The organism is Sphingobacterium sp. SG20118 (genome assembly GCF_044740685.1).
In the GTDB taxonomy this organism is placed as follows: domain Bacteria; phylum Bacteroidota; class Bacteroidia; order Sphingobacteriales; family Sphingobacteriaceae; genus Sphingobacterium.
Window position 1 is genome coordinate 275,496 of record NZ_CP172826.1, and the last position, 26,934, is coordinate 302,429.

The 26,934-nt window shown below is 38.5% G+C and carries 23 protein-coding genes, 1 rRNA gene and 1 pseudogene; 16 read left to right on the top strand and 9 right to left on the bottom strand.

All coding sequences use genetic code 11. From position 1 onward, the window contains the following. Positions 1–92: 92 nt before the first annotated feature. The 4 genes from rrf to ACFX5U_RS01390 all read left to right on the top strand — a co-directional run bounded on the left by rrf (position 93) and on the right by ACFX5U_RS01390 (position 3,981). Positions 93–204: ribosomal RNA gene (gene rrf / locus ACFX5U_RS01375) — 5S ribosomal RNA — on the top strand. A gap of 1,156 nt (positions 205–1,360) precedes the next feature. Beyond that, complete coding sequence (locus tag ACFX5U_RS01380) at positions 1,361–2,770, top strand: Gfo/Idh/MocA family protein (RefSeq protein ID WP_400262314.1); 1,410 nt, start codon at positions 1,361–1,363, stop codon at positions 2,768–2,770. A gap of 118 nt (positions 2,771–2,888) precedes the next feature. Continuing rightward, positions 2,889–3,689, top strand: a complete 801-nt coding sequence (locus ACFX5U_RS01385) for an SUMF1/EgtB/PvdO family nonheme iron enzyme (RefSeq protein ID WP_400262315.1) — start codon at positions 2,889–2,891, stop codon at positions 3,687–3,689. Continuing rightward, a complete protein-coding gene (locus ACFX5U_RS01390) occupies positions 3,601–3,981 on the top strand; it encodes a formylglycine-generating enzyme family protein (protein ID WP_400262316.1) in 381 nt (126 codons plus the stop codon). The genes ACFX5U_RS01385 and ACFX5U_RS01390 overlap by 89 nt, the downstream gene beginning before the upstream one ends. Before the next feature lie 78 nt (positions 3,982–4,059). Here ACFX5U_RS01390 and carB read toward each other — a convergent pair whose 3' ends face one another. After that, complete coding sequence (carB, locus tag ACFX5U_RS01395) at positions 4,060–6,876, bottom strand: carbamoyl-phosphate synthase large subunit (RefSeq protein ID WP_038695659.1); 2,817 nt, start codon at positions 6,874–6,876, stop codon at positions 4,060–4,062. A gap of 224 nt (positions 6,877–7,100) precedes the next feature. Then, on the bottom strand, positions 7,101–9,362 hold the full coding sequence (locus tag ACFX5U_RS01400) for a family 20 glycosylhydrolase (RefSeq protein WP_038695661.1): 2,262 nt from the start codon (positions 9,360–9,362) through the stop codon (positions 7,101–7,103). A 150-nt stretch (positions 9,363–9,512) separates the two neighbouring features. Between ACFX5U_RS01400 and lipA the strand changes: the two genes are divergently transcribed. From lipA to ACFX5U_RS01435, 7 genes are all read left to right on the top strand, one after another. Then, positions 9,513–10,394 (top strand): lipoyl synthase, encoded by an 882-nt coding sequence (lipA, locus tag ACFX5U_RS01405; RefSeq protein WP_038695663.1) that lies wholly within the window; start codon positions 9,513–9,515, stop codon positions 10,392–10,394. 93 nt (positions 10,395–10,487) lie between these two features. Then, positions 10,488–11,051, top strand: coding sequence for a Crp/Fnr family transcriptional regulator (locus tag ACFX5U_RS01410; protein ID WP_051959744.1), 564 nt, complete (start codon positions 10,488–10,490; stop codon positions 11,049–11,051). A gap of 125 nt (positions 11,052–11,176) precedes the next feature. Continuing rightward, a complete protein-coding gene (locus ACFX5U_RS01415; protein WP_400262317.1) occupies positions 11,177–11,986 on the top strand; it encodes a TolC family protein in 810 nt (269 codons plus the stop codon). A 7-nt stretch (positions 11,987–11,993) separates the two neighbouring features. Beyond that, positions 11,994–12,545, top strand: a complete 552-nt coding sequence (locus tag ACFX5U_RS01420; RefSeq protein ID WP_400262318.1) for a TolC family protein — start codon at positions 11,994–11,996, stop codon at positions 12,543–12,545. 2 nt (positions 12,546–12,547) lie between these two features. Next, positions 12,548–13,519: an HlyD family secretion protein gene (locus ACFX5U_RS01425; RefSeq protein WP_400262319.1), complete on the top strand. Its 972-nt coding sequence runs from the start codon at positions 12,548–12,550 to the stop codon at positions 13,517–13,519. Positions 13,520–13,590: 71 nt separating this feature from the next. Next, the gene (locus tag ACFX5U_RS01430) at positions 13,591–14,706 is read left to right on the top strand and encodes an ABC transporter permease (protein WP_400262320.1); all 1,116 of its coding nucleotides are present in this window, start codon (positions 13,591–13,593) and stop codon (positions 14,704–14,706) included. Positions 14,707–14,953: 247 nt separating this feature from the next. Then, a complete protein-coding gene (locus ACFX5U_RS01435) occupies positions 14,954–15,190 on the top strand; it encodes a hypothetical protein (RefSeq protein WP_038695669.1) in 237 nt (78 codons plus the stop codon). Between the two features lie 349 nt (positions 15,191–15,539). Here the strand turns inward: ACFX5U_RS01435 and ACFX5U_RS01440 are convergent, their stop codons facing one another. Beyond that, positions 15,540–15,950, bottom strand: coding sequence for a BrxA/BrxB family bacilliredoxin (locus ACFX5U_RS01440; RefSeq protein WP_021190642.1), 411 nt, complete (start codon positions 15,948–15,950; stop codon positions 15,540–15,542). 174 nt (positions 15,951–16,124) lie between these two features. Between ACFX5U_RS01440 and ahcY the strand changes: the two genes are divergently transcribed. Further along, positions 16,125–17,441, top strand: coding sequence for an adenosylhomocysteinase (gene ahcY, locus ACFX5U_RS01445; RefSeq protein WP_038695672.1), 1,317 nt, complete (start codon positions 16,125–16,127; stop codon positions 17,439–17,441). A 63-nt stretch (positions 17,442–17,504) separates the two neighbouring features. Here ahcY and ACFX5U_RS01450 read toward each other — a convergent pair whose 3' ends face one another. The 4 genes from ACFX5U_RS01450 to upp form a co-directional block, all read right to left on the bottom strand. Then, positions 17,505–18,044, bottom strand: coding sequence for an ATP-binding protein (locus ACFX5U_RS01450; protein WP_280570973.1), 540 nt, complete (start codon positions 18,042–18,044; stop codon positions 17,505–17,507). Between the two features lie 37 nt (positions 18,045–18,081). Then, positions 18,082–18,684 carry a nicotinamide riboside transporter PnuC gene (pnuC, locus tag ACFX5U_RS01455; protein ID WP_038695676.1) on the bottom strand — a complete coding sequence of 201 codons (603 nt, stop codon included), beginning with the start codon at positions 18,682–18,684 and terminating at the stop codon, positions 18,082–18,084. Between the two features lie 256 nt (positions 18,685–18,940). Continuing rightward, positions 18,941–19,414 carry a ribonuclease H-like YkuK family protein gene (locus ACFX5U_RS01460; RefSeq protein ID WP_280570971.1) on the bottom strand — a complete coding sequence of 158 codons (474 nt, stop codon included), beginning with the start codon at positions 19,412–19,414 and terminating at the stop codon, positions 18,941–18,943. 116 nt (positions 19,415–19,530) lie between these two features. Beyond that, on the bottom strand, positions 19,531–20,175 hold the full coding sequence (gene upp / locus ACFX5U_RS01465) for a uracil phosphoribosyltransferase (protein WP_038695680.1): 645 nt from the start codon (positions 20,173–20,175) through the stop codon (positions 19,531–19,533). A gap of 151 nt (positions 20,176–20,326) precedes the next feature. Between upp and uvrB the strand changes: the two are divergent. Beyond that, positions 20,327–22,358: pseudogene (uvrB, locus tag ACFX5U_RS01470) on the top strand (excinuclease ABC subunit UvrB). A 21-nt stretch (positions 22,359–22,379) separates the two neighbouring features. Here uvrB and ACFX5U_RS01475 read toward each other — a convergent pair. Beyond that, on the bottom strand, positions 22,380–22,802 hold the full coding sequence (locus tag ACFX5U_RS01475) for a hypothetical protein (RefSeq protein WP_400262321.1): 423 nt from the start codon (positions 22,800–22,802) through the stop codon (positions 22,380–22,382). A 155-nt stretch (positions 22,803–22,957) separates the two neighbouring features. Here ACFX5U_RS01475 and proB point away from each other — a divergent pair, with 155 nt between their 5' ends. From proB to ACFX5U_RS01490, 3 genes are read left to right on the top strand one after another with little or no spacing between them, the layout of a single operon-like run. Continuing rightward, a complete protein-coding gene (proB, locus tag ACFX5U_RS01480) occupies positions 22,958–23,992 on the top strand; it encodes a glutamate 5-kinase (protein WP_038695684.1) in 1,035 nt (344 codons plus the stop codon). Position 23,993: 1 nt separating this feature from the next. Continuing rightward, entirely contained in the window at positions 23,994–25,241 is a 1,248-nt protein-coding gene (locus ACFX5U_RS01485) for a glutamate-5-semialdehyde dehydrogenase (protein ID WP_400262322.1), read from the top strand. Position 25,242: 1 nt separating this feature from the next. After that, positions 25,243–25,641: a hypothetical protein gene (locus ACFX5U_RS01490; protein ID WP_038695688.1), complete on the top strand. Its 399-nt coding sequence runs from the start codon at positions 25,243–25,245 to the stop codon at positions 25,639–25,641. 93 nt (positions 25,642–25,734) lie between these two features. On the opposite strand, the gene ACFX5U_RS01495 is transcribed toward ACFX5U_RS01490, so the two are convergent. Then, a complete protein-coding gene (locus tag ACFX5U_RS01495; RefSeq protein WP_280570965.1) occupies positions 25,735–26,874 on the bottom strand; it encodes an acyl-CoA dehydrogenase in 1,140 nt (379 codons plus the stop codon). Positions 26,875–26,934 lie beyond the last annotated feature (60 nt).

Genomic DNA, 26,934 nt, shown 5'->3' on the forward strand with positions numbered 1-26,934 from the left:
TTCCTCTTTTAGTTTTTCTTTCAATTGTCTATAGATCAGATGGTCACTTTTATCCATAAAGGATAGTGTTGCTATATTCTGATAACCTTATTTTAGGTGCCTATATCGGCGGTGTCTACCTCTTCCCATTCCGAACAGAGAAGTCAAGCCCGCCAGAGCCGATGGTATTGCCGTAACAGGTGGGAGAGTAGGTCGGTGCCTTTTTTTATACAGAAGCCCTTGCATGACAGCAAGGGCTTTTTTGTGTTCCGTATTTTCTGGGGGACAGCACCGCCGGACCGGACATCACCCAGCAACCGATGGCCTTGCCTCAAAACACTGCAATGGACTGGAAATTAGTTGGTACCATTTCCTGGCAGTTATCGGTGACCATCCCAGGGTCACGTTCTCTTGGACACATTATCCGATATCTCTGTCTTTTATATATTACTAAGGTCGATTTCTCTCCCTTGACACGGGCTATCGACACTTCTCTGCCTGTAAAGTGCCCTGCAGCTTTGCCCACCAAGTAGGTCCTAGATCCTATCTTAACATTAGAAGCCCATAATAACAGTTATGGTTATATCCCTCCTGCTTTTGGAGCATATCGGGTCCGTAAGGATCACTGATTTTACCCTTGAAGCTCGCAATAGCTGTTATGGCTATGATCCATTCTGTTATGGAGCTATTGTGGCCTCTAAAGATGACCATGTTGACATTTAAAGCGTAGAATAGCGGGTGGCGGCACTCCCATTTTGTTAAGCAACCATATGTTGTTTGTAAAGGATACAACTTTATATATAAAGGGGTCAGCAATGTACTATAGTCCTTTTTACTTTGTTAGATAACGTTTTGGGATTTAAACAGAGTCTTCACAAAGCTTGCCCCTTAAATTTTCTGAAAAGTTGGTATACGGGATATTCGCTGTTATCTGCATAAGCATACCTAACGTTTTCTCTAGTCGACATGCAGGCAATCGTTTACTTTATATTGATATTGGGAACGACCGGGTACGAAATATTTTTTTGTAGGAGGGGTTGTCATTTTAAGCTTATTTTCAAATATTAGGGTAGGTGATGACTTGGTGTAACTTATTGGTTACTAGAATTTGAGCTTGTTGTCGTGGTTATGGCTGCTCTGCAAACGGTTGTTTATTTTAAGCAATCGTTTGCTTTGATATTTTATTTTTAATTATCGATTTTCTAGTGTATTCTTGTTATAGAAAAGGTCGTAGACCAATTCTATAACTAATTATTGAACGACTGGTATCACTAGGTTTGATAATCATTTCAAAGACTGTTTAGTTTGTTTTAAAATAGGTGATTTTAGAGGGGCTTTCTATAGCCCCTTTAATTTTGTATGTAAATTATATCTATCAAATATGAATGCTAATAGAAGAGATTTCTTGAAGAAAGCGGGTATTTTATCATCTGTTGCGATGACATTACCAACTTTAAATACCAATGCGTTTGCAGCGACAAAATTCAATATGTCGGGTTTTGTAGCTCCAAAAATTGATAAAGTACGTATTGCTGTTATTGGGTTAGGGATGCGTGGTCCAGGTGCTGTAGACCGTTTATCATACATTGAAGGTGTTGAAATTGTGGCTTTATGCGATAAGCATGCTGACCGTGTTGAACGTGCTCAAGGTATATTACGCAAAAAATCATTGAAAGATGCAAAGTCTTATTCCGGTGAAGACGGATGGAAAGACATGCTAAAGAATGAAAAATTAGATTTAGTATATATTTGCTCGCCTTGGGATTATCATGCTCAAATGAGTATTGGTGCAATGAAAGCTGGTGCGCATGCTGCTTGTGAAGTGCCTATTGCATTAACAGTAAAAGATTGTTGGGAAGTTGTTAAAGTTTCGGAAGAGACAAAAAAGCATTGCATGATGTTGGAAAACTGTTGCTATGACTTCTTTGAAATGTTAACATTGAATATGGCACGTCAGGGCTTATTTGGTGAAATCCTACATGGTGAAGGTGCATATATCCACGATTTATTGGACTTGAATTTTGCGAAAAATGGTTACGATAACATGTGGAGATTACGTGAGAATATTAAGCTGAACGGTAACTTATATCCTACGCATGGTTTAGGTCCTGTTGCGCAATGTATGAACATTAACCGTGGTGACAAGATGAATCATTTAGTTGCCATGTCTACTAATGATTTTCAAATGGGTGCTAAGGCGAAAGAATTGGCAGCAACAGATTCTTTCTATCAAGAATTTGTGGGTAAAAGCTTCAGAGGTAATATGAATACAACCCTGATTCGTACTGAATTGGGTAAAACAATTATGTTGCAACATGATGTTACTTCCCCAAGACCTTACTCTAGATTACATACGTTAAGTGGTACTAAAGGTTTTGCGCAGAAGTACCCTGATGAGAATATTGCTTTTGGACATGAATTTATCTCTAAGGATAAATTGAAAGAACTGTATACAAAATACACACCTGAATTGGTGAAATTCATTGGTGAGCAAGCAAAACAAGTAGGTGGTCACGGTGGAATGGATTTCATGATGGATTGGAGATTAATTGACTGTTTACGTAATGGTTTACCATTGGATCAGGATGTTTATGATGCTGCTTCATGGAGCTGTATCGTACCGTTAAGTTTTGATTCGGTTAAACGTGATTCTAGAACTGTAGATATTCCTGACTTTACAAAAGGTGCTTGGAAGACCAATACCCCAGTAGATATTACATTGAATGGTGGTGGTACTACTAAAATCCGTTCAAAAGAAGGTAAAGTAAGTGGTGTTCAATTAGGCGTATAATCTTTTTGTCCCAAAGAAGAAGGAGAACAGCTAACTGTTCTCCTTTTTTATTTTAGGTTATTTTCAGTTCTTGTTTAAAAATGTATAAATTGTATCTTTATTTGATATTCACCTACTCATGAACACGAAATTATTCTTATTTACCCCATCTTTTTGTTTATTGCTTTCATGCTTTAGCAATAGCGAGCCGAAGGGCCAAACAGCTGATCTTTTTGTCTCCCAAGATTCTTCTCGTTGTTATATGGCAGCTCATATCCCATCACGGTTTTCGGATTCAGATACTGCGCACCATATTGTAGAAGGTGCTGGTATCGATAAGGTCAAGATGGTACATGTCGCTGGTGGTTATTTCATGATGGGGTCGAATGATTTTGCAGATGCTAAGCCTGTTCATGAAGTTAAGATAGCAGATTTTTTAATTGATGAACATGAAGTTACGAATGGTCAATTTGAGAAATTTGTGCAGGCTACAGGTTATGTAACTCTTGCGGAGAGACCTTTGGATCCAAAAGAATTTCCAGGTGTAGATCCCAATATGTTGAAACCAGGTTCAGCAATTTTTTCACCCCCTAAAGAGGTTCAAGGTTTGAACAATCACCTACAATGGTGGTCTTATGTGGTCGGAGCCAACTGGAGGCATCCTGAAGGGCCAAATAGCAGTATTCAGGGCAAGGAGACCTTTCCAGTAGTGCATATTGCTTACCAAGATGCTGAAGCGTATGCGAAGTGGACAGGAAAGCGTTTACCGACAGAGGCAGAATGGGAGTATGCCGCACGCGCCAGAACTTCAAATCCAATGACCTATTATTGGGGAAATGAATTGTTGGATAATGACCGTTATCTGGCGAATATTTTTCAAGGGGAATTCCCGGTTTCTCAATACGAAGTTAGATGGTTATATCGGTACTTCACCAGCTAAAGCTTTTCCTTCCAATGCTATTGGTCTGTATGATATGGAAGGTAATGTCTGGGAATGGTGTGCGGATTATTATCGTCCGGATTATTACGCGAATAGCACGGCCGATAATCCCAGTGGTCCGAAGGACTCTTATGACCCTGATGAACCCGGTGCTGTAAAACGTGTACAACGTGGAGGTTCATTTCTCTGTAACGACCAATATTGTGAACGTTATAAAGCAGGGAGCAGGGGTAAGGGTGAGATTAATAGTCCGACGAACAATGTCGGATTTAGATGCGTCAAGGATATATAGATTCCGAAGAATTTTATAAATACAAAAAAAGCCTTCTTAAATTAATAAGAAGGCTTTTTTTGTATAAGTGATTTGTGCTTATTTCGATAAGAACATCGATTTTTTAGCAACTAAATCTCTAAAGTAAGGATCATTTAAATCTTTGATGAAACGGATGGCTTCACCTGTCGATTTCATTTCTGGTCCTAATTGTTTATCAACTTCAGGGAATTTAGAGAACGAGAATACAGGTTCTTTAATTGCCCAACCTTGCAACTTGCGCTCGATTTTGAAATCTTTCAATTTGTTTACACCCAACATGATTTTTGTTGCGATATTGATGTAAGGTACATCGTATGCTTTAGCGATAAAAGGAACGGTACGTGATGCACGTGGGTTAGCTTCGATTACATATACATTTTCACCTTTTACTGCGAATTGTATATTTAATAAACCGCTTACGTTTAATGCTTTCGCTAATTTAATAGAGTACTCTTCCATTTTGTCTTGTACAGACTGTGATAAGCTAAATGGAGGTAATACTGCGTAAGAGTCACCTGAATGGATTCCTGCAGGCTCGATGTGCTCCATCATACCAATGATGTGTACATCTTCACCATCACAGATTGAATCTGATTCAGCCTCTTCAGCACGATCCAAGAAGTGGTCAATTAAGACACGGTTTCCAGGAAGGTTTTTCAATAAATTGACTACTGCTTTCTCCAAGTCATCATCATTGATCACGATGCTCATTCCTTGACCTCCTAATACATATGACGGACGTACAAGAACTGGGTAACCTACTTCATTCGCAACTTTGATTGCTTCTTCTGCAGATTCGGCAACACCATATCTCGGATATGGAATATCTAATGATTTTAATAGATCTGAGAAACGACCACGATCTTCGGCTAAATCCATATTTTGGAAGTCTGTTCCGATAATCTTAACGCCTAATGCTTCTAATTGATCCGCCATTTTAAGAGCTGTCTGTCCACCTAATTGAACGATTACACCAACTGGTTTTTCTAACTCAATGATTTCGCGAACATGCTCCCAGAATACAGGCTCAAAGTATAATTTATCAGCCATGTTGAAATCTGTTGAAACAGTTTCAGGGTTACAGTTCACCATGATGGCTTCGAATCCAGCTTCTTTAGCTGCCAATAGACCGTGTACACAAGAATAATCAAATTCGATACCTTGACCGATACGGTTTGGACCTGAACCTAATACGACGATTTTTTTCTTGTCAGATGGTACAGATTCGTTTTCTTCCTCAAACGTAGAGTAGAAGTAAGGAGTTTGTGCAGGGAATTCCGCAGCACATGTATCAACCATTTTGTAAACACGGCTGATGCCTAGCGCTTTACGACGGTCGTATACTTCATCTTCTGTTACATTTCCTAATAACCAAGAGATCTGAATATCTGAATAACCTTTTTGTTTCAAGGTCATGAAGAAATCTTTAGGGATATTATTTAATTGGTAACGACGAAGTTCTGTTTCTAAAGCTACTAATTCTTGAATTTGTACTAAGTACCATTTATCGATGCGTGTTGCTTTGCGGATTGATTCCAAAGGAACTCCTAATTCGAAAGCATCTTTTATATGGAATAGACGGTCACCACTTGGATGCTCTAGACTATACATGATTTCTTCTAGATCGCGTAATTGACGACCATCGGCACCTAAACCAGCACGGTTTGTTTCTAATGATTGACAAGCTTTCTGAAGTGCTTCGATAAACGTACGGCCGATTGCCATTACCTCACCTACTGCTTTCATTTGTAAGCCTAATTCCGTATTTGCTCCTTTGAATTTATCAAAGTTAAAACGAGGTACTTTAACGATTACATAATCTAAAGTTGGCTCGAAGTAAGCTGAAGTTGTTTTCGTGATTTGGTTTTGTAATTCATCCAGATTGTAACCAATTGCTAATTTAGCAGCAATTTTTGCAATCGGGTAACCAGTCGCTTTAGAGGCTAGCGCTGAAGAACGGGATACACGTGGATTGATCTCAATAGCGATAATGTCTTCGTTATCCGGATTAACAGAGAATTGTACGTTACAACCACCTGCAAAGTTACCAATTGAGCGCATCATCAAGATTGCTTGATTACGCATGTCTTGGTAGCACTTATCGGATAAAGTCATCCCTGGAGCAACTGTGATAGAGTCACCCGTGTGGATACCCATCGGGTCAAAGTTCTCGATTGTACAAATGATGATGACGTTATCATTGGTATCACGTAACAACTCTAATTCGAATTCTTTCCAACCTAAAACGGCCTTCTCAACTAAAACTTCGTGAGTAGGAGAAGCGCTTAAGCCTCTGCTTAGTGCTGCGTCAAACTCATCTTTCGAGTGTACGAATCCACCTCCGGTACCTGCTAGCGTGTAGCTAGGACGGATAACCAATGGATACCCAATTTCTTGAGCAGCTTCTTTACCTTCTAAGAAAGAGTTGGCGATTTTCGAAGGTGCTACACCTACACCGATATCGATCATTAATTGACGGAACTCTTCACGGTTTTCTGTTTTTTCAATTGCAGCAACATCAACACCGATAACCTTAACGTCATATTTTTCCCATAACCCGATGTTTGAAGCTTCGATACATAAGTTTAACGCTGTTTGGCCACCCATGGTAGGCAACACGGCGTCAACATTATTTTCTTTAAGAATGTCTTCAATACTTTCTACCGTTAAAGGAAGTAAATAAACGTGGTCTGCAATGACTTTATCAGTCATAATCGTTGCAGGGTTCGAGTTGATGATGGAAACTTCAATGCCTTCTTCTTTTAAAGAAAGGGCTGCTTGAGATCCCGAATAATCAAATTCACAGGCTTGTCCAATGACGATTGGACCTGATCCAATGATTAAAACCGATTTAATGGAGGTGTTTCTTGGCATTATATCTAGTTCAAAAAATAAAATTTCAAAGTATGAACAAAGACAATCAAAAATGCGCTTCGAGAAGGGTATATTCCGACCGCTTTGTCGGAGTGCAAAATTACATCATTTTATTTGATTTTCCGCTATTTATTTTCAGATAAATCATTTAGGGATGATATCGCTCTAAAAATAAGAGAAGCGGTATCTGTTTAAACGCCGCTTCTCTTGCTATATTGATGCTATTAATAGACGATAAGTTCGTCTGCAAATAAAAATCCTCTTTTAGGGTTTGTAGCAATTACGCGAACATATCTTGCTTGCTGTGCTTTTGTCAATTTGAGTTCAAAACGTTTAAACGTTAAAGTAGGATCTTGGTCTGATATATCGTTTTGCACAATGCCAACTTCTCTGAATGTACGGCCATTCTCGGATAATAAAACCTTAAACTCTCCGGGCATATATACACCGGGACCTGTAATTTGCATGAAGTTCATTGCCACGCTATTGATTTCTTCGCGACGCTCCAAGTCAACGACAACATCGAGATCCTTTAAAAAACCTTGCCATTGTCCATCTTGATAGGTTAATCCACCTTTGACACCATTGGTCAATGTCAACTCTTTCTGTGCTGGATATCCATCATCCCACTTGTTATTATAAGTAACCGTTTTTCCTATGGCTTTATGTACATCCAGTTGGATGGTCTCAGTAGGCCCTACCTGGATAGAATCTAAGAAATATGCTGCCTTGACAATCGTTGGAGTAGCGAGATCAAAGGAGTTGTTATAAGGGGTGGATTGATAAGTTGGTTTTGATCCATCGATGGTATAGCGGATATCGCTTGCATGTAGCTGTTCCGTGCTTAGCGTAACTATATTTGTATTTTTCGCTTCGTCAAAATCTACGTTAGCTTTTACATTGTAAGAAGGACGATAATAATTGATATCAAAATGTTGCAAAATTTTATAATGTGACTGTAGTCTTTTATGGAAATTCGGCCAATTTTTCAATTCTGTTTTTGTCCATACCACTTCTGCTAAAGCTAAAGCTCTTGGAAAAGCCATATACTCCAGTTGTTGGTAGTTGGGCATATACTCTGCCCATAGATTCGCTTGAGCACCTAATACATGCTTGGCTTTATCTTTTTCGATATCAGCCGGGATGGGGTTGTATTCATAAACCTTGCTGATGGGTAGGTAACCACCTATCGTTTCCGGTTGCGTCCTAGGGTCCGTCTGGTAGGAGTCAAAATAAAGGTGAGAGCCAGGTGTCATAATCACATCGTGACCTGCGTTAGCGGACTTAATGCCCCCTGATTCGCCTCTCCAACTCATGACCGTTGCACCTTTCGTTAATCCCCCCTCCAATATCTCGTCCCAGCCTATGATCTTGCGCCCTTTTGATTGTACATACTCATCGATTTGTTTGATGAGATAACTTTGTAGTTCTTCTTCAGATTTTAGTCCTTCTTTTGCTTTTAAAGCTTGACACTTTGGACAATTTTTCCAATGTTTCTTGTCAGCTTCATCACCCCCAATATGGATGTAAGGCGAGGGAAAAATAGCAATCACTTCATCCAATACATTTTTTAAGAAGGTATAGGTTTTTTCATTGCCGATACATAATTCTGATTGTGTATATGGTAGTCCTGAGCAGGACAATTCTGGGTAAACGGCAAGAACTTCCTCGGAGTGACCGGGCATTTCTATTTCTGGAATGATATTGATTCCTTTTGCTGCTGCATATTCGACCAATTCTCGTGCTTGTTGTTGCGTGTAGAAACCACCGCTTGCATTTGGAGTGCCGGCATCAACATATTGACGGCCATTGTTCCACCAATCTTTCCATTTGACATGTGTACGCCACGCAGCTTTTGCCGTCAATTCTGGATACTGATTGATTTCTAACCTCCATCCGGCTCCATCGGTAAGGTGCCAATGCAAATTGTTAAATTTGTAGATGGCCATGATATCCACAAATTTCTTCATAATGGGAAACGGAATAAAATGACGTGAAGGGTCTAAATGTAAACCTCTATAGGAAAAGCTTGGTTGGTCTTCTATATCAACAGCAGCGATTTGGGATGGATCATCTTGTAGATAGCCTAATTGGACTAGCGAATAGATGGCATTGATCACTGGCGCCACCTCATGCGCAAGAATAAGGATTCCCTTTTCATTGATAGCGATACGATATGCAGCTTTATCCAATTTATCGGTGTCTTCGGCTTTTAAAATCCGAATACCTTCTTTTGGTGCTCTTTTGATTTTTTTTACGATTTCAGTAGTGACCGATTCAATCGCAGGGTGCTCCGTTAGTAACTGACTAGCAGCTAAAAAATCTTGTGAAACGTAGATCTTTGGGGCAGCAGGTATGTGGTAGGTACCAATAGCGAGCGTAAGGCTGGCTGGTTTCGGTATTAAGTCAAAATTTTGTTGAGCAAATATATTTAGGGGTATCATTCCCGCTAAAAGTACCAAAGTTATTGAATGGCTAAATCGCATATGAATTGGTATTAAATATGATGTAACTACAAATATCATAAAAAAAACGATACGTTTAACATAAATGGCTTGTTGGGTCTGCAGATATTATGATAGTATTCCTACAAAATGTCGATTAAAAATTACATTTATAATCATTAACTTTGCCTTATGATTGAACTTCCAGTTATTCCTGCTACACAAACACAGCGTAAGCCAGATTGGTTGCGTGTAAAATTGCCAGTTGGTAAAGAATATAGACATGTCAGAGGATTAGTAGATGAGCATAAGCTTCATACTATTTGCGAAAGTGGAAACTGTCCGAACATGGGTGAGTGTTGGGGTGCAGGAACGGCTACTTTCATGATTTTAGGTAATATTTGCACACGTTCTTGTTCGTTTTGTGCTGTATCAACAGGACGACCGAAAGCTGTTGAGTTAGATGAGCCTGCACGAGTTGCAAATTCGGTTAAATTAATGCAAGTGAAACATTGTGTGATCACTTCGGTGGATCGTGATGACCTGAAAGATGGTGGTTCTATCATTTGGGCTGAAACAATCAATGCTATCCGTCAAGAAAGTCCTACAACAACGTTGGAAACATTGATTCCTGATTTTAAAGGACAATGGGAGAATCTTGATCGCGTATTGGCTGTTCGCCCGGAGGTTGTTTCACATAATATTGAAACAGTTCGCCGTTTGACTCGAGAAGTTCGTATCCAAGCAAAATATGACCGTTCATTAGAATGTCTTCGTCGTATTTCTGAGGCTGGTTTACGTACTAAATCGGGTATTATGTTAGGTTTTGGTGAAACTGAACAGGATGTTATCGAGACGATGCAAGATCTTTTTGATGTTGGTGTTGATATTTTGACCATCGGTCAGTATTTGCAACCGACTAAAGCACATCATCCCGTTATAGAGTGGGTAACCCCAGCTCAATTTGATAAGTATAAAGAAATTGGTTTGAAAATGGGTTTCAAATATGTAGAGTCAGGCCCGTTGGTCAGATCATCTTACCATGCAGAGAAACACCTTTTTGATATGCAATAGCAAATAAATATAAAAGATTGGAATGCCCTTAATATGTACATATTAAGGGCATTTTTTTGATGTAATATCATTAAAAATTATCATATTTAAAGTATGACAGTATTGGAGCATTTCAAAAGCCTTTATTCAATTGATGACGACTTAACGTTCTTATTTTCTCAAATCATTGAAACAAAAGAATTTCAAAAAGGTGATATAATCTTTGAACCGGATAGTTACCTGAAATATATCTATTTTATAGAGACTGGTCTAACTCGGATTTTCTACTACAAAAATAATAAAGATATCACCCATTATTTTTTCGGACCAAATACCTTTAGCACAGGTATTGAAAGTGTTTTCTATCAGAAACCATCGCTCTTCGGGTTTCAAGCACTAACGAAATGTAAAATTTCTTTTATACCCTTCCAACCTATTTTTGAATTAGCAAAGACAGATATTATCGTCAATCAAATCATTCAAAAAGCATTATTGGATTCATTGATAAGTTTTTCAAATCGTTTTTACAATACGCAATTCCAGACCGCATTAGAACGGTACCAGTTACTTTTAGAAGAAACACCAGAACTCCTACAGAATGCTTCTTTGGGACATATTGCCTCTTATTTGGGTATTTCCCAACAAACATTATCGGTTATTAGAGGGCAAGTGGTTTGATTTCTTCTCTTTTTAAGATATCTTAAAAATTATGACGTAAAACATACGCACATTTGTATTGTTAATATTGATACTAATCGACCCTTAAAAGAGTTATGAATATGTTATTTAAAAAAATTTCATGCTTGATATTTTTATTGCCATTCTTTCATCAAAGCAATTCCTTTGCGCAGCAAGGAATAAGCTCGCAGTTGAAAGAACCTATCCAAAAGGCAATTAAGAATAATAGCGATATTAAGAATAGTTATTTAGAAAATCAGAAGACGCTTTTAGATAAGAATACTGTTAGCGGAAAACTATTACCTCATGTGACTGCGATGGGGATGTATGGTTATCTAAATAGCACTGGCGAGTTGGATCTCCCAACAAGAACATTACCGATACTGGGCCTGAATCTTTTTGAAGGTGCTCAGAAATTCAATACCTCATCTCAAGTGGGGTTTGCAGGAGTAAATGCTACGCAGGTAATTTTTAGTGGATTACAGATAACGAATGGAAAAAGAGCTTTAGATGAAAAGTTTAAAGCTCAGCAGTTGATGACCGAAGCGGGGTATGAAGGTCTTGCTCAAGAAGTGGTACAGACTTTTGATCAAATTATGTTATTAAAAGAAGTTGATGCCCTGATTGCTGATTCGGAGAAAAGATTGAATAAAGAACATCAAAAAGTTGTCAAAGCGATTGAGAATGGTTTAGCTATACCCTATGATCGTGATAAGATCAAATTGGCAATGCTGGAATTAGAAAGTAAGAAAGCCGAATCTCAAAATAGCGGTGAGCTCTTATATTTTAAATTAGAAGAACTGACAAAGATGACCGTTGATAGCCTTAAGCTTGTTAGTTATCCGCTTGAATTGGTTTTAGTTGATCCTGTACAGCCACCGGTGGAGAACAGGAAAGAGTTGCAAGCTTTGGCGAGTTTCTCAGCGCGCTTATGAATATGTATTGAAAAAAGAAAAGGGTGCTCGATTACCTCAAATCTTTGCATTTGGTAGTGCTTTTTATCTCAATGCGTTTGATACCAAATTTAAGTTCAAAGATGTGCCGCTTACAGGAGATGTAAATCTAAGTGCGAATCATTTTCAACTGGCTCCAGGTTTTGCTATAGGTGTAGGGGCTAAGTGGGATGTATTTGATGGTAATCAACATCGTAACAATATTAAAAAAGCAAATCTTGATCTGATCATGAATCAGAATAAATGGAATGATACGAAAGATAAATTACTGCTTTTGCAACGCAAAACAAATTCGGATTACCAATTGTCGATGAAAAAGATGGCAGTACATGAACAGCAGATTAAAATTGCCAATAATAATCTTGCTCTTGCAGCAAAGCAATTTGAAGCTGGTTTAATAGATGTCACGGAAAGATTAAGTGCGGAAAACGAATTGTATAAGCAATCGCTGAGTTTTTATAATCAATTGTTGGTACAACGTAGCGCTGTTTTAGAATTATTAAAATCACAAGGAAGTCTTTATCAATCATTAGTCAAGTAATTATGAGAAAATTTATATATATCCTAGGCGTCGCGGCATTAATACAAAGTTGTGGTCATGATACTCCTCTCAAAAATTCTTTTGAAGGAAAAATTGAGCGGGATCAAATTGCTGTAACAACGAAAATTCCTGGAAAAGTACATCAGATATTAGTAAGCGAGGGAGATGTTGTACAAGCTGGTGATACTTTGATGATTCTAGAATTTCCTGAGGTTGAAGCAAAGTCTATTCAAGCAAAGGGTGCGCTTGAGTCTGCTGAGGCCCAATATAAAATGGCTGTAAAAGGTGCCACAGAAAACCAATTGAAACAATTGAGAGCTAAGCGAGATGGACTACGCGAACAGTATGAATTTGCACAGAAATCTTTGACACGGATGGAAAACTTGATTAAAGATTCTTTGATTGCACAGCAAAAATATGACGAAGTCTATATGAAGTTCCAAGGTGCTAAAAATCAATATTTAGCTGTTCAGGCCGAGTTGGCAGATGCGGAAAATGGTTCACGTATAGAACAGCAAAAAATGGCGTTGGGCCAAAAAGAAAGAGCAATTGGTGCTGTCTCTGAGGTCGATGTAGCGACGAAAGAACGTTTTATCTTAGCTCCTCAGAATATGACTATTGAAACGATCAATTTGAAAGTAGGGGAACTTGCTTTGGCAGGTTATAGTTTGCTTTCGGGCTACTTGGTGGATGGGACCTATTTTAGGGTGACGATTCCTGAAAGACAATTGCAAAACCTAACGGTGGGTAGTAAACAAGAACTTTTGTTTCCTTATTTAAAAGATAAACAAATAGAAGCGGAAGTGGTCTCTATCAAAGCCTTAAATTCTTATGCCAATATTGCTACAGCCTATCCTGATTTTGAGCAACAAGAATCCTTGTTTGAAGTGAAATTGAAAGCAGTTCAGTTGGATGATGCTCGAACACTTCTAACAAAAGCAACATTTATCCTTCATCTCGACACTAGTAAATAAGTATTATGCGTACATTCTTATCCTTATTGAAGCGGGAATTTCAGCTTTTTTTTCAAAACAAAGTTTTGTTAATGCTTTTTTTAGGGGCACCGGTTTTATATGGTGTTTTGGTTGGCGCCGTTTATCAAAAAGGGAAAGTGACTGATTTGCCTATCATCGTTGTAGATGAAGATAGAAGTCCACTTAGTCAACAATTGATAACCATGTTTAATGAAAGTGAGGTCATATATGTCGCGGCGATATTGCCGGATGCTTTCAATGCAAAACAGGAAGCATTGAATAAAGAGGCGACTGTTGTTGTTCAGATTCCCAAGAATTTTGATGCTGATGTTAATTATAACCGTCCTACGGAATTGACTTTCTTTGTTAATGCATCCAATACGTTGACGTCCAATTATGCAAGTATGGCGGCCAATGTCTGTGCAGCCACTTTAAAGGCCGGGATTCAAATAAAAGCACAACAGAAAAAAGGCGTGCCGGAATATATCGCGACACAACAGTATGAACCGTTTAAGACAACTATCATACGCCAGAATATCAAAAGTGGCAACTATTTATACTTTATGCTTCCTGGTGTATTGCTGACTGTGCTTCAGCAGGTGATGATGTTAGCGTTGGCCTTAAGTTTCGCTTCGGAATTTGAAAAAGGTACTTTTGCAAATTTGGTGTCTAAATCTTCTAATGTATTGCTATTGATTTTTGTTAAAATAGCACCCTACCTGATCATGTCTGTTGGAATTTATATTCTTTATTACGGATTTTCAATATTTTATAGGATGCCATTGGAAGTGCACATGGGTCCATTTTTGCTGGGATCGCTCTTGTTTCTCCTTGCGGTTAGTTTTATCGGGATACTTGTAAGTATCCTTATTCCGAGTCAACTTAAAGCAACGGAAATATTGATGGTTATCGCTACCCCTAGTTTTATATTGAGTGGATTTACATGGCCGCTGAGTCAGATGCCTGATTGGGTCGTCCATATATCTAAATTGATTCCTTTGACACATTATTTGGAAATTTTTAGAGTTCTTGTGATTGAACATGGGACCGTTGCCAATGTTAGGTCATCCATAATTGCTCTAGCGGTGACTAGTGTCATTTGCTTGATCCTTTCATTTGTTTTATTGTCTCTAAAAGTGAGGAAACTAAAGAAGGATAATCTATCAGCGGATATAAATGAGGATTAATGTGTAGTAATAAATGGATATCTGGCGAAATTGTGCGCGCTTAAGTATACAGTTTTAGCTTCCAATCCATATTAAACATAAAATTCTACAAGGATATCATGGTATTATTATTATGATTCAATAATAATGTTTATTCAATATCAATGTATTGAAAATAAGTTAATTACATTATTAATATCTGTTTTTGTGGCACTTTGTTTGAGCGATTTTAATCAGATGATATAAATCACATTCAATTATAGATACCATGAAATATACGACATTAGTTGCAACCTTAGTTGCTATAGTAACATTGTCCGGTGCAGCATCGGTCTCTGCTCAGCAAAAGCATCCTGAGAAGGTTGTTAAACAAACTGAAACAAAGGTAAAGCCGGCAATACCACTTAAATCTGCGCCGGTAGTAGTGAAGGATTCCACAGAAAAAAAAGCAATAGATCGAAAAGTAAAAAAAATAGTACCTAAAGCTAAACCATCAGGTAAATAGCTAGAAAAACAACATCATATGGGAGAAAGGTTTTACGCACATTAGGTAAAACCTTTTTTTTTCTTTTTCTATGACTATTCGTATCGTTAAAGATGTGTTAATGTGTTGTAGTCCAGTTTTTTTTGGCATTTAGTTTGAATTCCTGATTATGGTTTTACACTTAGAAATTTTGGGTTATGGATACCTTGAATTATTTTAAAAAAATGGCAGCATTAGCTGCATGTGTTTAAGGTAACATGTGTATAGGATTTATCCCTTTCGGTAAAAGAGGGGGGCTATTAAACCATCAAAAAAGGCTATTCGAATATATCGAACAGCCTTTTTCTTTTTCAAAAATCAAAATAAATGATTAGCAGTACTCGTCAAATGCTGCAGCTAAATTATCAGCAATCATTTGTGCAGAGCGACCCTCAATCATATGTCTTTCTATCATGTGTACTAATTTGCCATCTTTGAATAATGCCATTGCTGGAGAAGATGGAGGATAAGGCAACATATAGTTTCTTGCTTTATCAACAGCCTCTTTTTCCATACCTGCAAAAACAGTTACAAATTTAGTAGGATGTTTTTCATTTTTCACTGCTGCTTTAGCTGCAGGACGCGCATTTGCTGCTGCACAACCACATACTGAGTTTACAACGACAAATACAGTGCCTTCAGTAGCGATAGCCGCATCAACTTGTTCTGCAGTTTTTAATTCTTCGAAACCTACATCTGTAAGCTCTTTACGCATTGGTTCTACTAAATATTCTGGATACATAATGTTCTTTTTTTAAATTTAATAGTACAAATATAACGCTTGTTTAGAGGTAAGTCAAGACATTAGTCTCAAAACAATGTCAGAATTTAGCAGCTTTCAAATTCAACGTTTTGATTTAAAGGTATTGAATGGTATTTTTGTTTAATAAATTTTAAATCTAAAAAGAAGAATAATATGTCATCAGTAGCAAGTACATACGTACCATACAAAGTGAGGGATATCAGCCTTGCTGAATGGGGTCGTAAAGAAATAGAATTAGCGGAAGCTGAAATGCCGGGTTTAATGAGCCTTCGTGCTGAGTTTGGTGCCGCAAAACCTTTAAAAGGTGCGCGTATTGCGGGTTGCCTGCATATGACTATCCAAACAGCAGTTCTCATTGAAACTTTGGTAGAATTGGGTGCTGATGTTACATGGTCATCATGTAATATCTTTTCTACACAAGATCATGCTGCTGCTGCGATTGCCGCTGCTGGTATTCCTGTATATGCTTGGAAAGGTATGACTGAAGAAGAATTTAACTGGTGCATCGAGCAAACCTTATTTTTTGGTGAGGAACGTCAACCCTTGAACTTAATCTTGGATGATGGTGGTGACTTGACCAATATGGTGTTTGATAAATATCCGGAATTGATTGATGGGATCAAGGGTTTATCTGAAGAAACGACGACAGGTGTTCACCGTTTGTATGAACGTATGAAGAATGGTACATTACATTTGCCTGCTATCAACGTAAATGATTCGGTTACAAAATCTAAGTTTGATAATAAATACGGTTGTCGCGAGTCATTAGTAGACGCTATCCGTCGTGCAACAGATTTGATGTTGGCTGGTAAAGTTGCTGTTGTAGCAGGTTACGGTGATGTTGGTAAAGGTTCTGCTGAGTCCTTACGTTCTGCTGGTGTACGTGTTATCGTAACTGAAATTGATCCTATCTGTGCCTTACAAGCGGCTATGGAAGGATTTGAAGTGAGGAAATTTGCTGATGCTGTAAAAGAAGCTAATATCATCGTTACGACTACAGGTAATAAAGACATAGTTCGTGCTGAGCATTTCAAAACAATGAAAGATAAAGCCGTTGTTTGTAATATTGGTCACTTCGATAATGAAATCGATGTTGCCTGGTTAAATGACAACTACGGTGATACAAAAATTGAAATCAAACCTCAGGTAGATAAGTACACGATTGATGGTGTAGATATCATTTTATTAGCGGAAGGAAGATTAGTGAATTTAGGTTGTGCTACGGGACACCCTTCATTTGTGATGTCTAATTCATTTACTAACCAAACGTTAGCGCAATTGGAATTGTGGACGAATACTGGTGCTTATGAAAATCAAGTGTATACACTTCCAAAATATTTGGATGAGAAGGTGGCACGTTTGCATTTAGCACATATCGGTGTTGAACTGGATGTGTTGACTGAAGACCAAGCTTCTTATATTGGAGTTACGGTTGATGGTCCATTTAAAGCAGATGCTTACCGTTACTAGTAGCTACTCAGATTACATAAAAAAGGCGCTATCATACAATGATAGCGCCTTTTTTTGAGCTATTTATTGGATGCCCATACAAGCTTTAGCTGCCTTTACCGCATTTTCAAAACGGGCATTGCCCAATCCTGAAATAATGGTATATGGTGCTTGCAAGCGATCTAATTCCTGTTTCCAAACTTCCATAAAGTGTTCTCTTTGTTCGGGGAAATCGCGCAAAGGGTCTTCTTCCCAAGGCAAATCGATATCCATGAGGAGGTAGAGGTCATAAGGACGTTGCTGTATTTCGTCCTTTACTTCTTTTGGAGTATCTCCAAATAGATGATCACACCATATTTTGACCGTCAAAATAGTTGTGTCACATATCAATACATGATTAGCAAGTGGGATTAAAGTGTCTTCAAGTGCGATCTGCCCATAATACATGTTGACCTCATCTTGCAAGGTATATTCATTATGTAAATTTTTACAATAGGCGCGTGCAAATTCCGGAACACACACCGTATTAAAATGTCGTGCTATAGCCTGTGCAATAGTTGATTTTCCTGTTGATTCAGGTCCGACAACTGCGATTTTGATTAAGTCTGGATTTGATGTACTCATTTGTGCGTATAAAGTTAGGCATCTTGGTCGGACATTGTTACATAAAATTACGATAAGTGGCTTTCCAATCTCTATAGCCATGCCATGCAATCCATGCAAAAGCTAAGTATAATAGGGCGGTAAGCAATAAACCTTTGTGAAAATATAAGGGAATGTAGCAGATGTCCACAAAGATCCATAATAGCCAATTTTGCACTATTTTACGAGTCATTAGAAATTGTGCTACAAAGCTTACTGCTGTGCAAAAACCATCGATATAAGGTACGTCGGAATCTGTCATTCTTTGGAGAAATGTACCGAGTATGGCCGTGAGGATGATAATAATAAGAACAGTCAAACCCATTTCACGATTATTAAAAGAGACGATCGGTTTACTTTTATCGGCCTTGTTTTTTGACCAATAATACCAGCCGTAGAGCGCAGTTCCTAAGAAATAGAGTTGCAATACAGCATCCCCATAAAGTTTGCTGTGATAGAAGATATAACCATAAGTGAGCACACTGATGGCGCTGATGGGCCAATTGAGGATATGTTGTTTGGCCGCCAGATAAACACATAGGAAACCCGTAATGGTACCTATCCATTCGAGCATGGAGGTTTGAGCAAATTGTTGTACGATTTGCTGAATAAGTGCTGGCATATCTTTCTTGTTTTCGCAAATAAAGATACAAATTTAGCGATACTACCCACCGTTGACATTCGGTATCAGCGCTAGCAGTAGGATTTTATTTGTCCATACTCCTCTTATTGCTTTGCTGATATGAAATATAGCTATACCGTAAATCCCTGAATAGGTCGTGTCGATCACTACGTGGATTTTGCATCATCAAATTCTCCTATTGCTGCATGGGTATTCCGAATAAGGGAACTCTGCATAAAGTCCCATTCATCGCCTATTATTGGACCTGTTTATTGGCACATGTCGTACTGGCAAATGATTCTGGTTTTGCCTTAAATACAAATCCCATCCCCATGATATAACCCATGGCTTCTTTTAATGCGATGTTAGATTGAAAATTAGGATTGGTATTGATGTCGGCATGAACTTCTAGGTCGACTTGATATTGCTCTAAGAGTGGACAGAGCGCATAAGCTACTTCTATGGATTTTTGGACTTCAAGTAGCATACGCTCTTTAATTCCCATAAGGTGAGTTCTTTTGTCTTTATGGACAAACATAAAACCACCTCGACGTTCTCTGAGGAAAACAATGACAGTAGCAAAGTCAATTGTTCCTCTTTTTATTTGGGAGTCTGTTCCGATATAGACTTTCAGCTTATTGCCTAGATCTATTTCCCGTACGATATTAGATTCAACAGCATCCCATATGGATGTTTTGATGTTTTCGCCATTGTATTTTTGCCAAGTCATATATGAATAAGTTAGTTTCTGTAAGATCGTATTTCATTTTGTTGATTAAATTTACTGATATATAATGTGTTAAGCGTATTGCGAGGTGTTAAGTTTTTACTATTAAATTATAAAGATTAATGCTTGCTTCCATAAGCTAGATCACCTGCATCTCCCAATCCAGGTACAATGTAAGCTTTGCTGGTCAATTCCTTGTCAATAGCACCAACCCAAATAAAAGCTTTTGGTAAGAAAGCTTGTACATGTCTGATGCCCTCTTCCGAAGCAATAGCCACCACAATATGCAGCTCCCTAATTGCATAATCACTGAGTAGGTCTTTACAACATAAAACTGCACTTTTCCCTGTCGCAAGCATCGGGTCGGAAACGATTACAATTTTATTATCGAGGTCGGGAGTATTGACATATTCTTTATGAATTTCAAATTCACCACTTTTCTTAGTATGGCGATAGGCCGCAATAAATGCACTATCCGAACGGTCGAAGACATTCAAAAGCCCTTGATGTAAAGGAAGTCCGGCCCGTAGAATAGTTGCTAAGACGGGTTGGTCAAGAAGCATTTGTGTATTGGCAATCCCTAATGGTGTTTCAATATCTACAGGGCCATAAGTCAGTGTTTTACTGATCTCATAAGCGAAAATTTCACCTAAACGTTCCAAGTTACGACGGAAGCGCATACGATCTTTCTGAATATTGGCATCACGTAATTCTGCAATATATTGATTCGCGATACTGTTCTTGGTACTGAGTATATTGAGCATATGATATAGATTAAAGTGATTACAGCAATTTACACAAATATTCTTATTTATCGATTGATTTGGAGGAAATAGTCCAGTAATTTTCAACAGTTTGAAAATTATAAATGCCTCATTTATTTTGATTAAATTTGTAATACTTGAATAAGATTTTATGAAGTTTCAACTTACGTCTGAATATAAACCTACCGGAGATCAACCCGCTGCTATTAAGGAATTGGTGCAGGGACTTAACGATGGTGAGCAATACCAAACACTTTTAGGAGTTACTGGGTCAGGTAAAACTTTTACTGTGGCGAATGTAATCCAGCAAACACAAAAACCTACCTTAGTACTCAGCCACAATAAAACTTTAGCAGCACAGCTATATGGGGAGTTTAAACAATTTTTTCCTGAGAATTCGGTCAATTACTTTGTCTCTTATTACGATTATTACCAACCTGAAGCATTTATCGCTTCATCCAATACTTATATTGAAAAAGATCTAGCCATCAATGAAGAGATTGAAAAGCTACGTCTAGCAACGACTACGGCTTTGATGTCCGGACGTCGTGATATTGTTGTCGTATCTTCTGTCTCCTGTATCTATGGTATGGGAAATCCGGAGGATTTCTCGCGTTCGATATTTCGCTTTGCTGTTGGTACGGTAATTTCAAGAAATGCTTTTTTACATCGTTTAGTCGAAATCTTATACGCACGTACAACAACTGAATTTAAAAGAGGGACTTTTCGTGTCAAAGGGGATACCGTTGATATTTATCCAGCATATTTAGATTTTGCCATTCGGGTATCGTTTTTCGGTGATGAAATCGATGAGTTGAGTGAAATCGATCCATTGTCTGGTAAGACTTTAAATAAAATGGAGGATCTAGCACTTTTCCCTGCTACACTATTCATCACGCCAAAGGAAAAATTCACTTCATCTATTTGGGCAATCCAAGATGAGATGATGCAGAGAAAGATACAATTGGAAGATGAGGGCAAAATGCTCGAAGCGAAACGGTTGGAAGAACGGGTGAATTATGATCTAGAAATGATGCGTGAGCTGGGCTATTGTTCTGGAATTGAAAATTACTCTCGCTTCTTTGATGGACGTGAACCTGGGATGCGTCCCTTCTGTCTGCTTGATTATTTTCCTGAAGACTATTTACTTGTTATTGATGAAAGTCACGTAACGATTCCGCAGCTACGTGCGATGTACGGTGGAGACCGTTCTCGAAAAATTGCTTTAGTTGAGCACGGATTCAGATTGCCCGCAGCACTTGATAATAGGCCTTTAAATTTCCCTGAATTTGAGTCTTTGACTAATCAGACCATTTATGTTTCTGCGACACCAGGAGATTACGAGCTGGTGCAAACGGAGGGTGTTTTTGTGGAGCAGGTTATCCGACCAACAGGCTTACTGGATCCTATTATTGAGGTGCATCCTGCCATTAATCAGGTAGATGATTTTCTCGAGGAGGCAGATAAGGCTATTAAAGCTGGAGGACGTGTACTGGCAACGACTTTGACGAAACGAATGGCAGAAGAGTTGACTAAATATATGACTAAGCTGAATATTAAAGTACGCTATATTCACTCTGAGGTAAAAACTTTAGAACGTGTAGAAATTCTTCGCGGACTACGTCTAGGTGAATTTGATGTTCTGGTTGGTGTTAACTTACTGAGGGAAGGACTTGATTTACCTGAGGTAACATTGGTAGCGATATTGGATGCAGATAAGGAAGGTTTTTTACGTTCGCAAAGGTCATTGATCCAGACGATCGGTCGTGCTGCGCGTAATGACAAAGGTCGTGTGATCATGTATGCCGATCGGATGACAGATAGTATGGCTGCCACTATTGAGGAAACCAATCGACGACGTGAGAAGCAAATGAAGTACAATGAAGAACATCATATTACGCCTAGAACAGTTGGTAAAACGAAGGGGGAAATCATGGAGCAAACTTCTTTATCAGATTTTAATGGTCTTGAACAGCAGATCTATGTGGAAACCAGACCCATCGGTGACCATTGCTGCAGACCCAGTGCTCCAATACTTGGGGGAAAAAGAACTGAAGAAAGCGATTGAAACCGTTCGCAAAAAAATGGAAAAAGCGGCGAAGGAAATGGACTTTTTGGAAGCGGCGAAGCTGCGTGATGAAATGTTCTCGCTCGAGAAAACATTTGATGAACGATTTAAATAAAAAAAGGGCTAAGCCCTTTTTTTATTGTTTCTCTTTGTAAATCGCTGTATTTCCTTTTATTAGCGTCCAGCAATGTTCGTCTTGGATTAATTTATAATCCTGATTCGCATATTCAAACTCTTTTGTGTGTTTGAGAATAATACTTTCTGGACTTTCCTTTAGAAAGACTTCTGCAGCATGTTTTTTCTCGTCCAATAATAAGAAAGCTGCTGTTTCATAACTATCTTGATTATTGATAATATTCAACTGTATTTGTTCAAATGGCCTGATACAGCTATCCTTTAATGCCGACCAAGTGTAGCCTGCACTCGCAATACAGCCATGTGCATCTCTGTCCGAACCAACTATTTTCGTCTCTTGGGTATTTGCTATTTGTTTATTATTTGTCTGGCATGACAGCAGAATAATAGAAGCTAGCGTTATCGTACTTAATATCCATTTCATATTCAGATCGTTTTTTACTGTTCACTGCACAAACTGTACCATATAAAATATACTCTTTTAGTAGATTATTTTTGATAATGCTTTCTTTTATCAAATTGCTTCTTTATTTTTATAAGAATAAGTACAACACCTAAACAAACTAAACAAATAAATACATGAAAAAGCCAATAGTTGTCATCAAGTTTGGCTCAGCTTCTATTACGACTAAGGATGGGGATGTAGATGAACGAATCGTATTGGAGATTGCAAGACAGACAGCTCAATTACAGCAGCACTACAATATTGTATTGGTTTCTTCAGGAGCAGTGGCTGCAGGAAAAAAATATTTACAACACTATTCAGGGACATTATCCGAGCGAAAAGCCGCAGCAGCTATTGGCAACCCACTATTATTACAAATCTACAGTACCTACTTCAAGCCGTTTAAAATTGCATTGGCACAAAGTTTATGCGAAAGGCAACATTTTGCAAACAGAGACCAATTTGTGCAACTGAAAAGCACCTATGAAATGTTATGGAAAAATAATATTATTCCTGTAGCAAATGAAAATGATGTGGTGAGCAATAAGGAATTGAAGTTTTCTGACAATGATGAGTTAGCTACATTGATCGCTGTCGGTTTCGGTGCTGAAAAAATACTATTCAGTACTTCGGTTCCGGGAGTATTGGATGCTGCAGGAATGGTGATTCCAGAATTAAAAGTTATCGATAAAGCGGCACTGTCTCTTGCGAGAAAGGATAAATCTTCGGTAGGTTTGGGAGGTATGACTTCTAAATTGAATTTTGCACGTTTGGCTAACCAGATGGGTATTCAAGCCGTAATATTTAGTATGCAGACAGAAAATGCCTTATTGAAAGCAATCAAAGGGGAGACGGGAACGGTTTGCTTACCGCAAACTAAAAAAGTCTCCTCGCGTCAAAAATGGTTGGCAAGTGGAAGTTTAATTAAAGGTAAGGTAATTGTTGATGCAGGTGCAGTTGAGGCGCTGCTGCACCGTAAAAGCCTGTTGCTGGTAGGTGTGAAAGCCATTGCTGAACAGTTTGAAGAAGGGGAGGTGTTCCATATTTTTGATGAGGCTGACAATATAATCGCAGTCGCAAAATCAAAATGGGATGTTGCCGTATTAATGGAAAAAGAACAACGCACGGATATTGTTCTGGCACATGCCGATGATATCGTATTGTTATAGTATGGAAAATATTACAGAACAACTAAAAGCAGCTTTAGCTGCAACTCGGGATATCAATCAATTGGAGTCCTCGAAGAAGGAATTACTCCTAACTGATTTGGCTGCTGCACTGCGGACGAATGTCGATACTATTCTTTTCGAAAATAATAAAGATCTGCAACTTTTGAATTTAGATGACCCCAAGAGAGATCGATTGGTTTTGAATAAGGAAAGGGTAGCGGCATTAGCACAAAGTGTTTTAGATGTAGCCAAGCTACCAGATCCAGCTGCACAGTTATTGAGCAGACAGGTATTGGAGAACGGTTTAATATTGGAGAAAAAGGCTGTTCCCTTAGGTGTGGTCGCTGTGATTTATGAATCAAGGCCTAATGTAACCATCGATGTTGCGGCGCTCTGTTTGCGATCCGGAAATGTTTGTTTATTAAGAGGTGGTACCGATGCTTTTCATACCAATAGCATATTGGTACAAATCATTCATGAAGTGCTGTTGCAGCATCAGCTTAATCCCAATGTGGTACAGCTATTGCCAACTGATCGGAAATTTGTGTTGGAATTGCTAACAGCAACAAAATATGTCGATATCATTATCCCAAGAGGTTCCCAATCCCTGATTGATTTTGTACGGAGCCATGCTAAAGTTCCTGTGATTGAAACGGGTGCTGGGGTATGCCATACCTATGTAGAACAATCGGCCTCTATCGACAAAGCAATTGCTGTTGTAGCGAATGCAAAAATATCAAGACCTTCGGTTTGTAATGCTTTGGATACCGTTTTGTTGGATAGGGAAATCGCGGATATATTTTTGAAAGATATCACGATTCCCTTTAAAGAGGCCAGTGTGGAGATCTTTGCTGATGAGCATAGTTTTATGGTCTTAAATCAACTTGGTTACCCTTATTTGCAAAAAGCAAATGAAGCAGATTTCGGTCGAGAGTTTTTAGATCTAAAATGTTCTATCAAAGTATTGGATGGACTTGACCAAGCATTGGATCATATTGCCACCTATTCTTCGAGGCATTCTGAATGTATTATTTCCAATGATTCAAAAAAAATGGAACGATTTATGAACGCTGTGGATGCTGCTGCGGTGTATGCCAATGCTTCGACACGGTTTACCGATGGTGGAGAATTTGGACTGGGAGCAGAGATTGGAATTTCTACGCAAAAACTTCATGCAAGAGGGCCTTTTGCGCTAGAAAAGTTAGTGACTGAAAAATGGTTTGTAACAGGTAACGGACAAATAAGATAATATGGGAATAAGATTTGAAAAAGATGTCTTGATGAATTGGACCTATGAGATGGGTAAATTTTTGAGACTACTTGTTGAAGGAAACGATGCTTTTGAAGAGTCTGCTTCAGTGGTGTTCGATAAAGCTTACGATGAGTTTTATAAAAAAAGCCGTCAATTTTTCTTGACGGTAACTTTGGTAGATTTACTAACTTATGTAAGAGAAGACTTGGAAGTGGAACAAATTAGACCGCTAGCACTCGTGTTGATGCATGACGGTCTGAAGAGTGAAGATAAAGAAGAACAGCAGATTTTACTCCAAAAATCGAAGTCATTACTTAACTATGCCATGAAAGAGACATCAAGTTTTGCTTTCGAAGATTATAGCTATTTAGCGACAATTGATAGCAAGTTAAGTTAGCAAGTAATGGATCTCATTCGGGGAATCTATTTTGATTGAATGATATGAGGCAAAATAACTGAATAAAGGTGACTAAGAGCCACCTTTATTCAGTTATTTTAAAATTTCCCTTGCGATGACCAATCGTTGTATTTCAGAAGTCCCTTCATAGATCTGTGTTATTTTTGCGTCACGCATCATACGTTCTACATGATATTCTTTTACATAACCATAGCCTCCATGTATTTGGACGGCCTCTATAGTCGTTTTCATGGCTACTTCCGATGCATGTAATTTAGCCATAGCAGCTTCTTTACTATAGGGAAGGCCTTGATCCTTGTGCCATGCTGCTTTATACGTCAATAGTCTTGCAGCCTCTATCTCAACTTCCATATCAGCGAGTTTGAATTGAATGGCTTGATGATCCGAAATTGGTTTACCAAATGTTTTACGCTCTTTCGCGTAGGCAAGCGCTAGGTCATAGGCACCAGCTGCGATACCCAAAGCTTGGGCAGCAATACCAATCCTTCCTCCATCGAGTGTTTTCATTGCGAATTTGAATCCAAACCCATCCTCGCCTATACGATTCTCTTTAGGGACTTTCACATCAGTAAATAACAGTGAATGTGTATCTGAACTGCGAATTCCTAATTTATTTTCTTTAGGACCAATGGTGAAACCCGGCATACCTTTCTCCACAATCAAGGCATTGATTCCATGATGTGCTTTTTCTGGATGCGTTTGCACAATGACGAGATATACATCTGCATTTCCTCCATTAGTAATCCAATTTTTAGTACCGTTTAAGAGGTAATGGTCTCCTTGATCTATTGCGGTAGTGTGTTGCGAAGTTGCATCCGATCCTGCTTCTGGTTCTGACAAGGCAAATGCACCTAGTTTTTCACCCGTAGCAAGAGGTTTTAAATATTTTTCTTTCTGTGCTTCTGTTCCGAAAGCCTCCAAACCAAAGCAAACTAAAGAATTATTAACAGACATGATAACAGCCGCAGAAGCATCGATTTTAGCAATCTCTTCCAATACCATGGTATAGGCTAGAGCATCTAAACCCGCCCCTCCATATTTGCTATCCACCATCATACCCATGAAGCCTAATTCCCCCATTTTTTTCACCTGCTCGTAGGGGAAAACTGCTTTTTCATCTCGTTCTATTACTCCGGGTTTTAAATCCTGTTGCGCAAAATCTCGAGCAGCTTCCCGAATCATTTTATACTCTTCGCTTATTTCAAAATTCATAATGTGTACATTGGTAATGGTTTGTAAGTAAATATACTGATTATTTATTATGCTTGCATA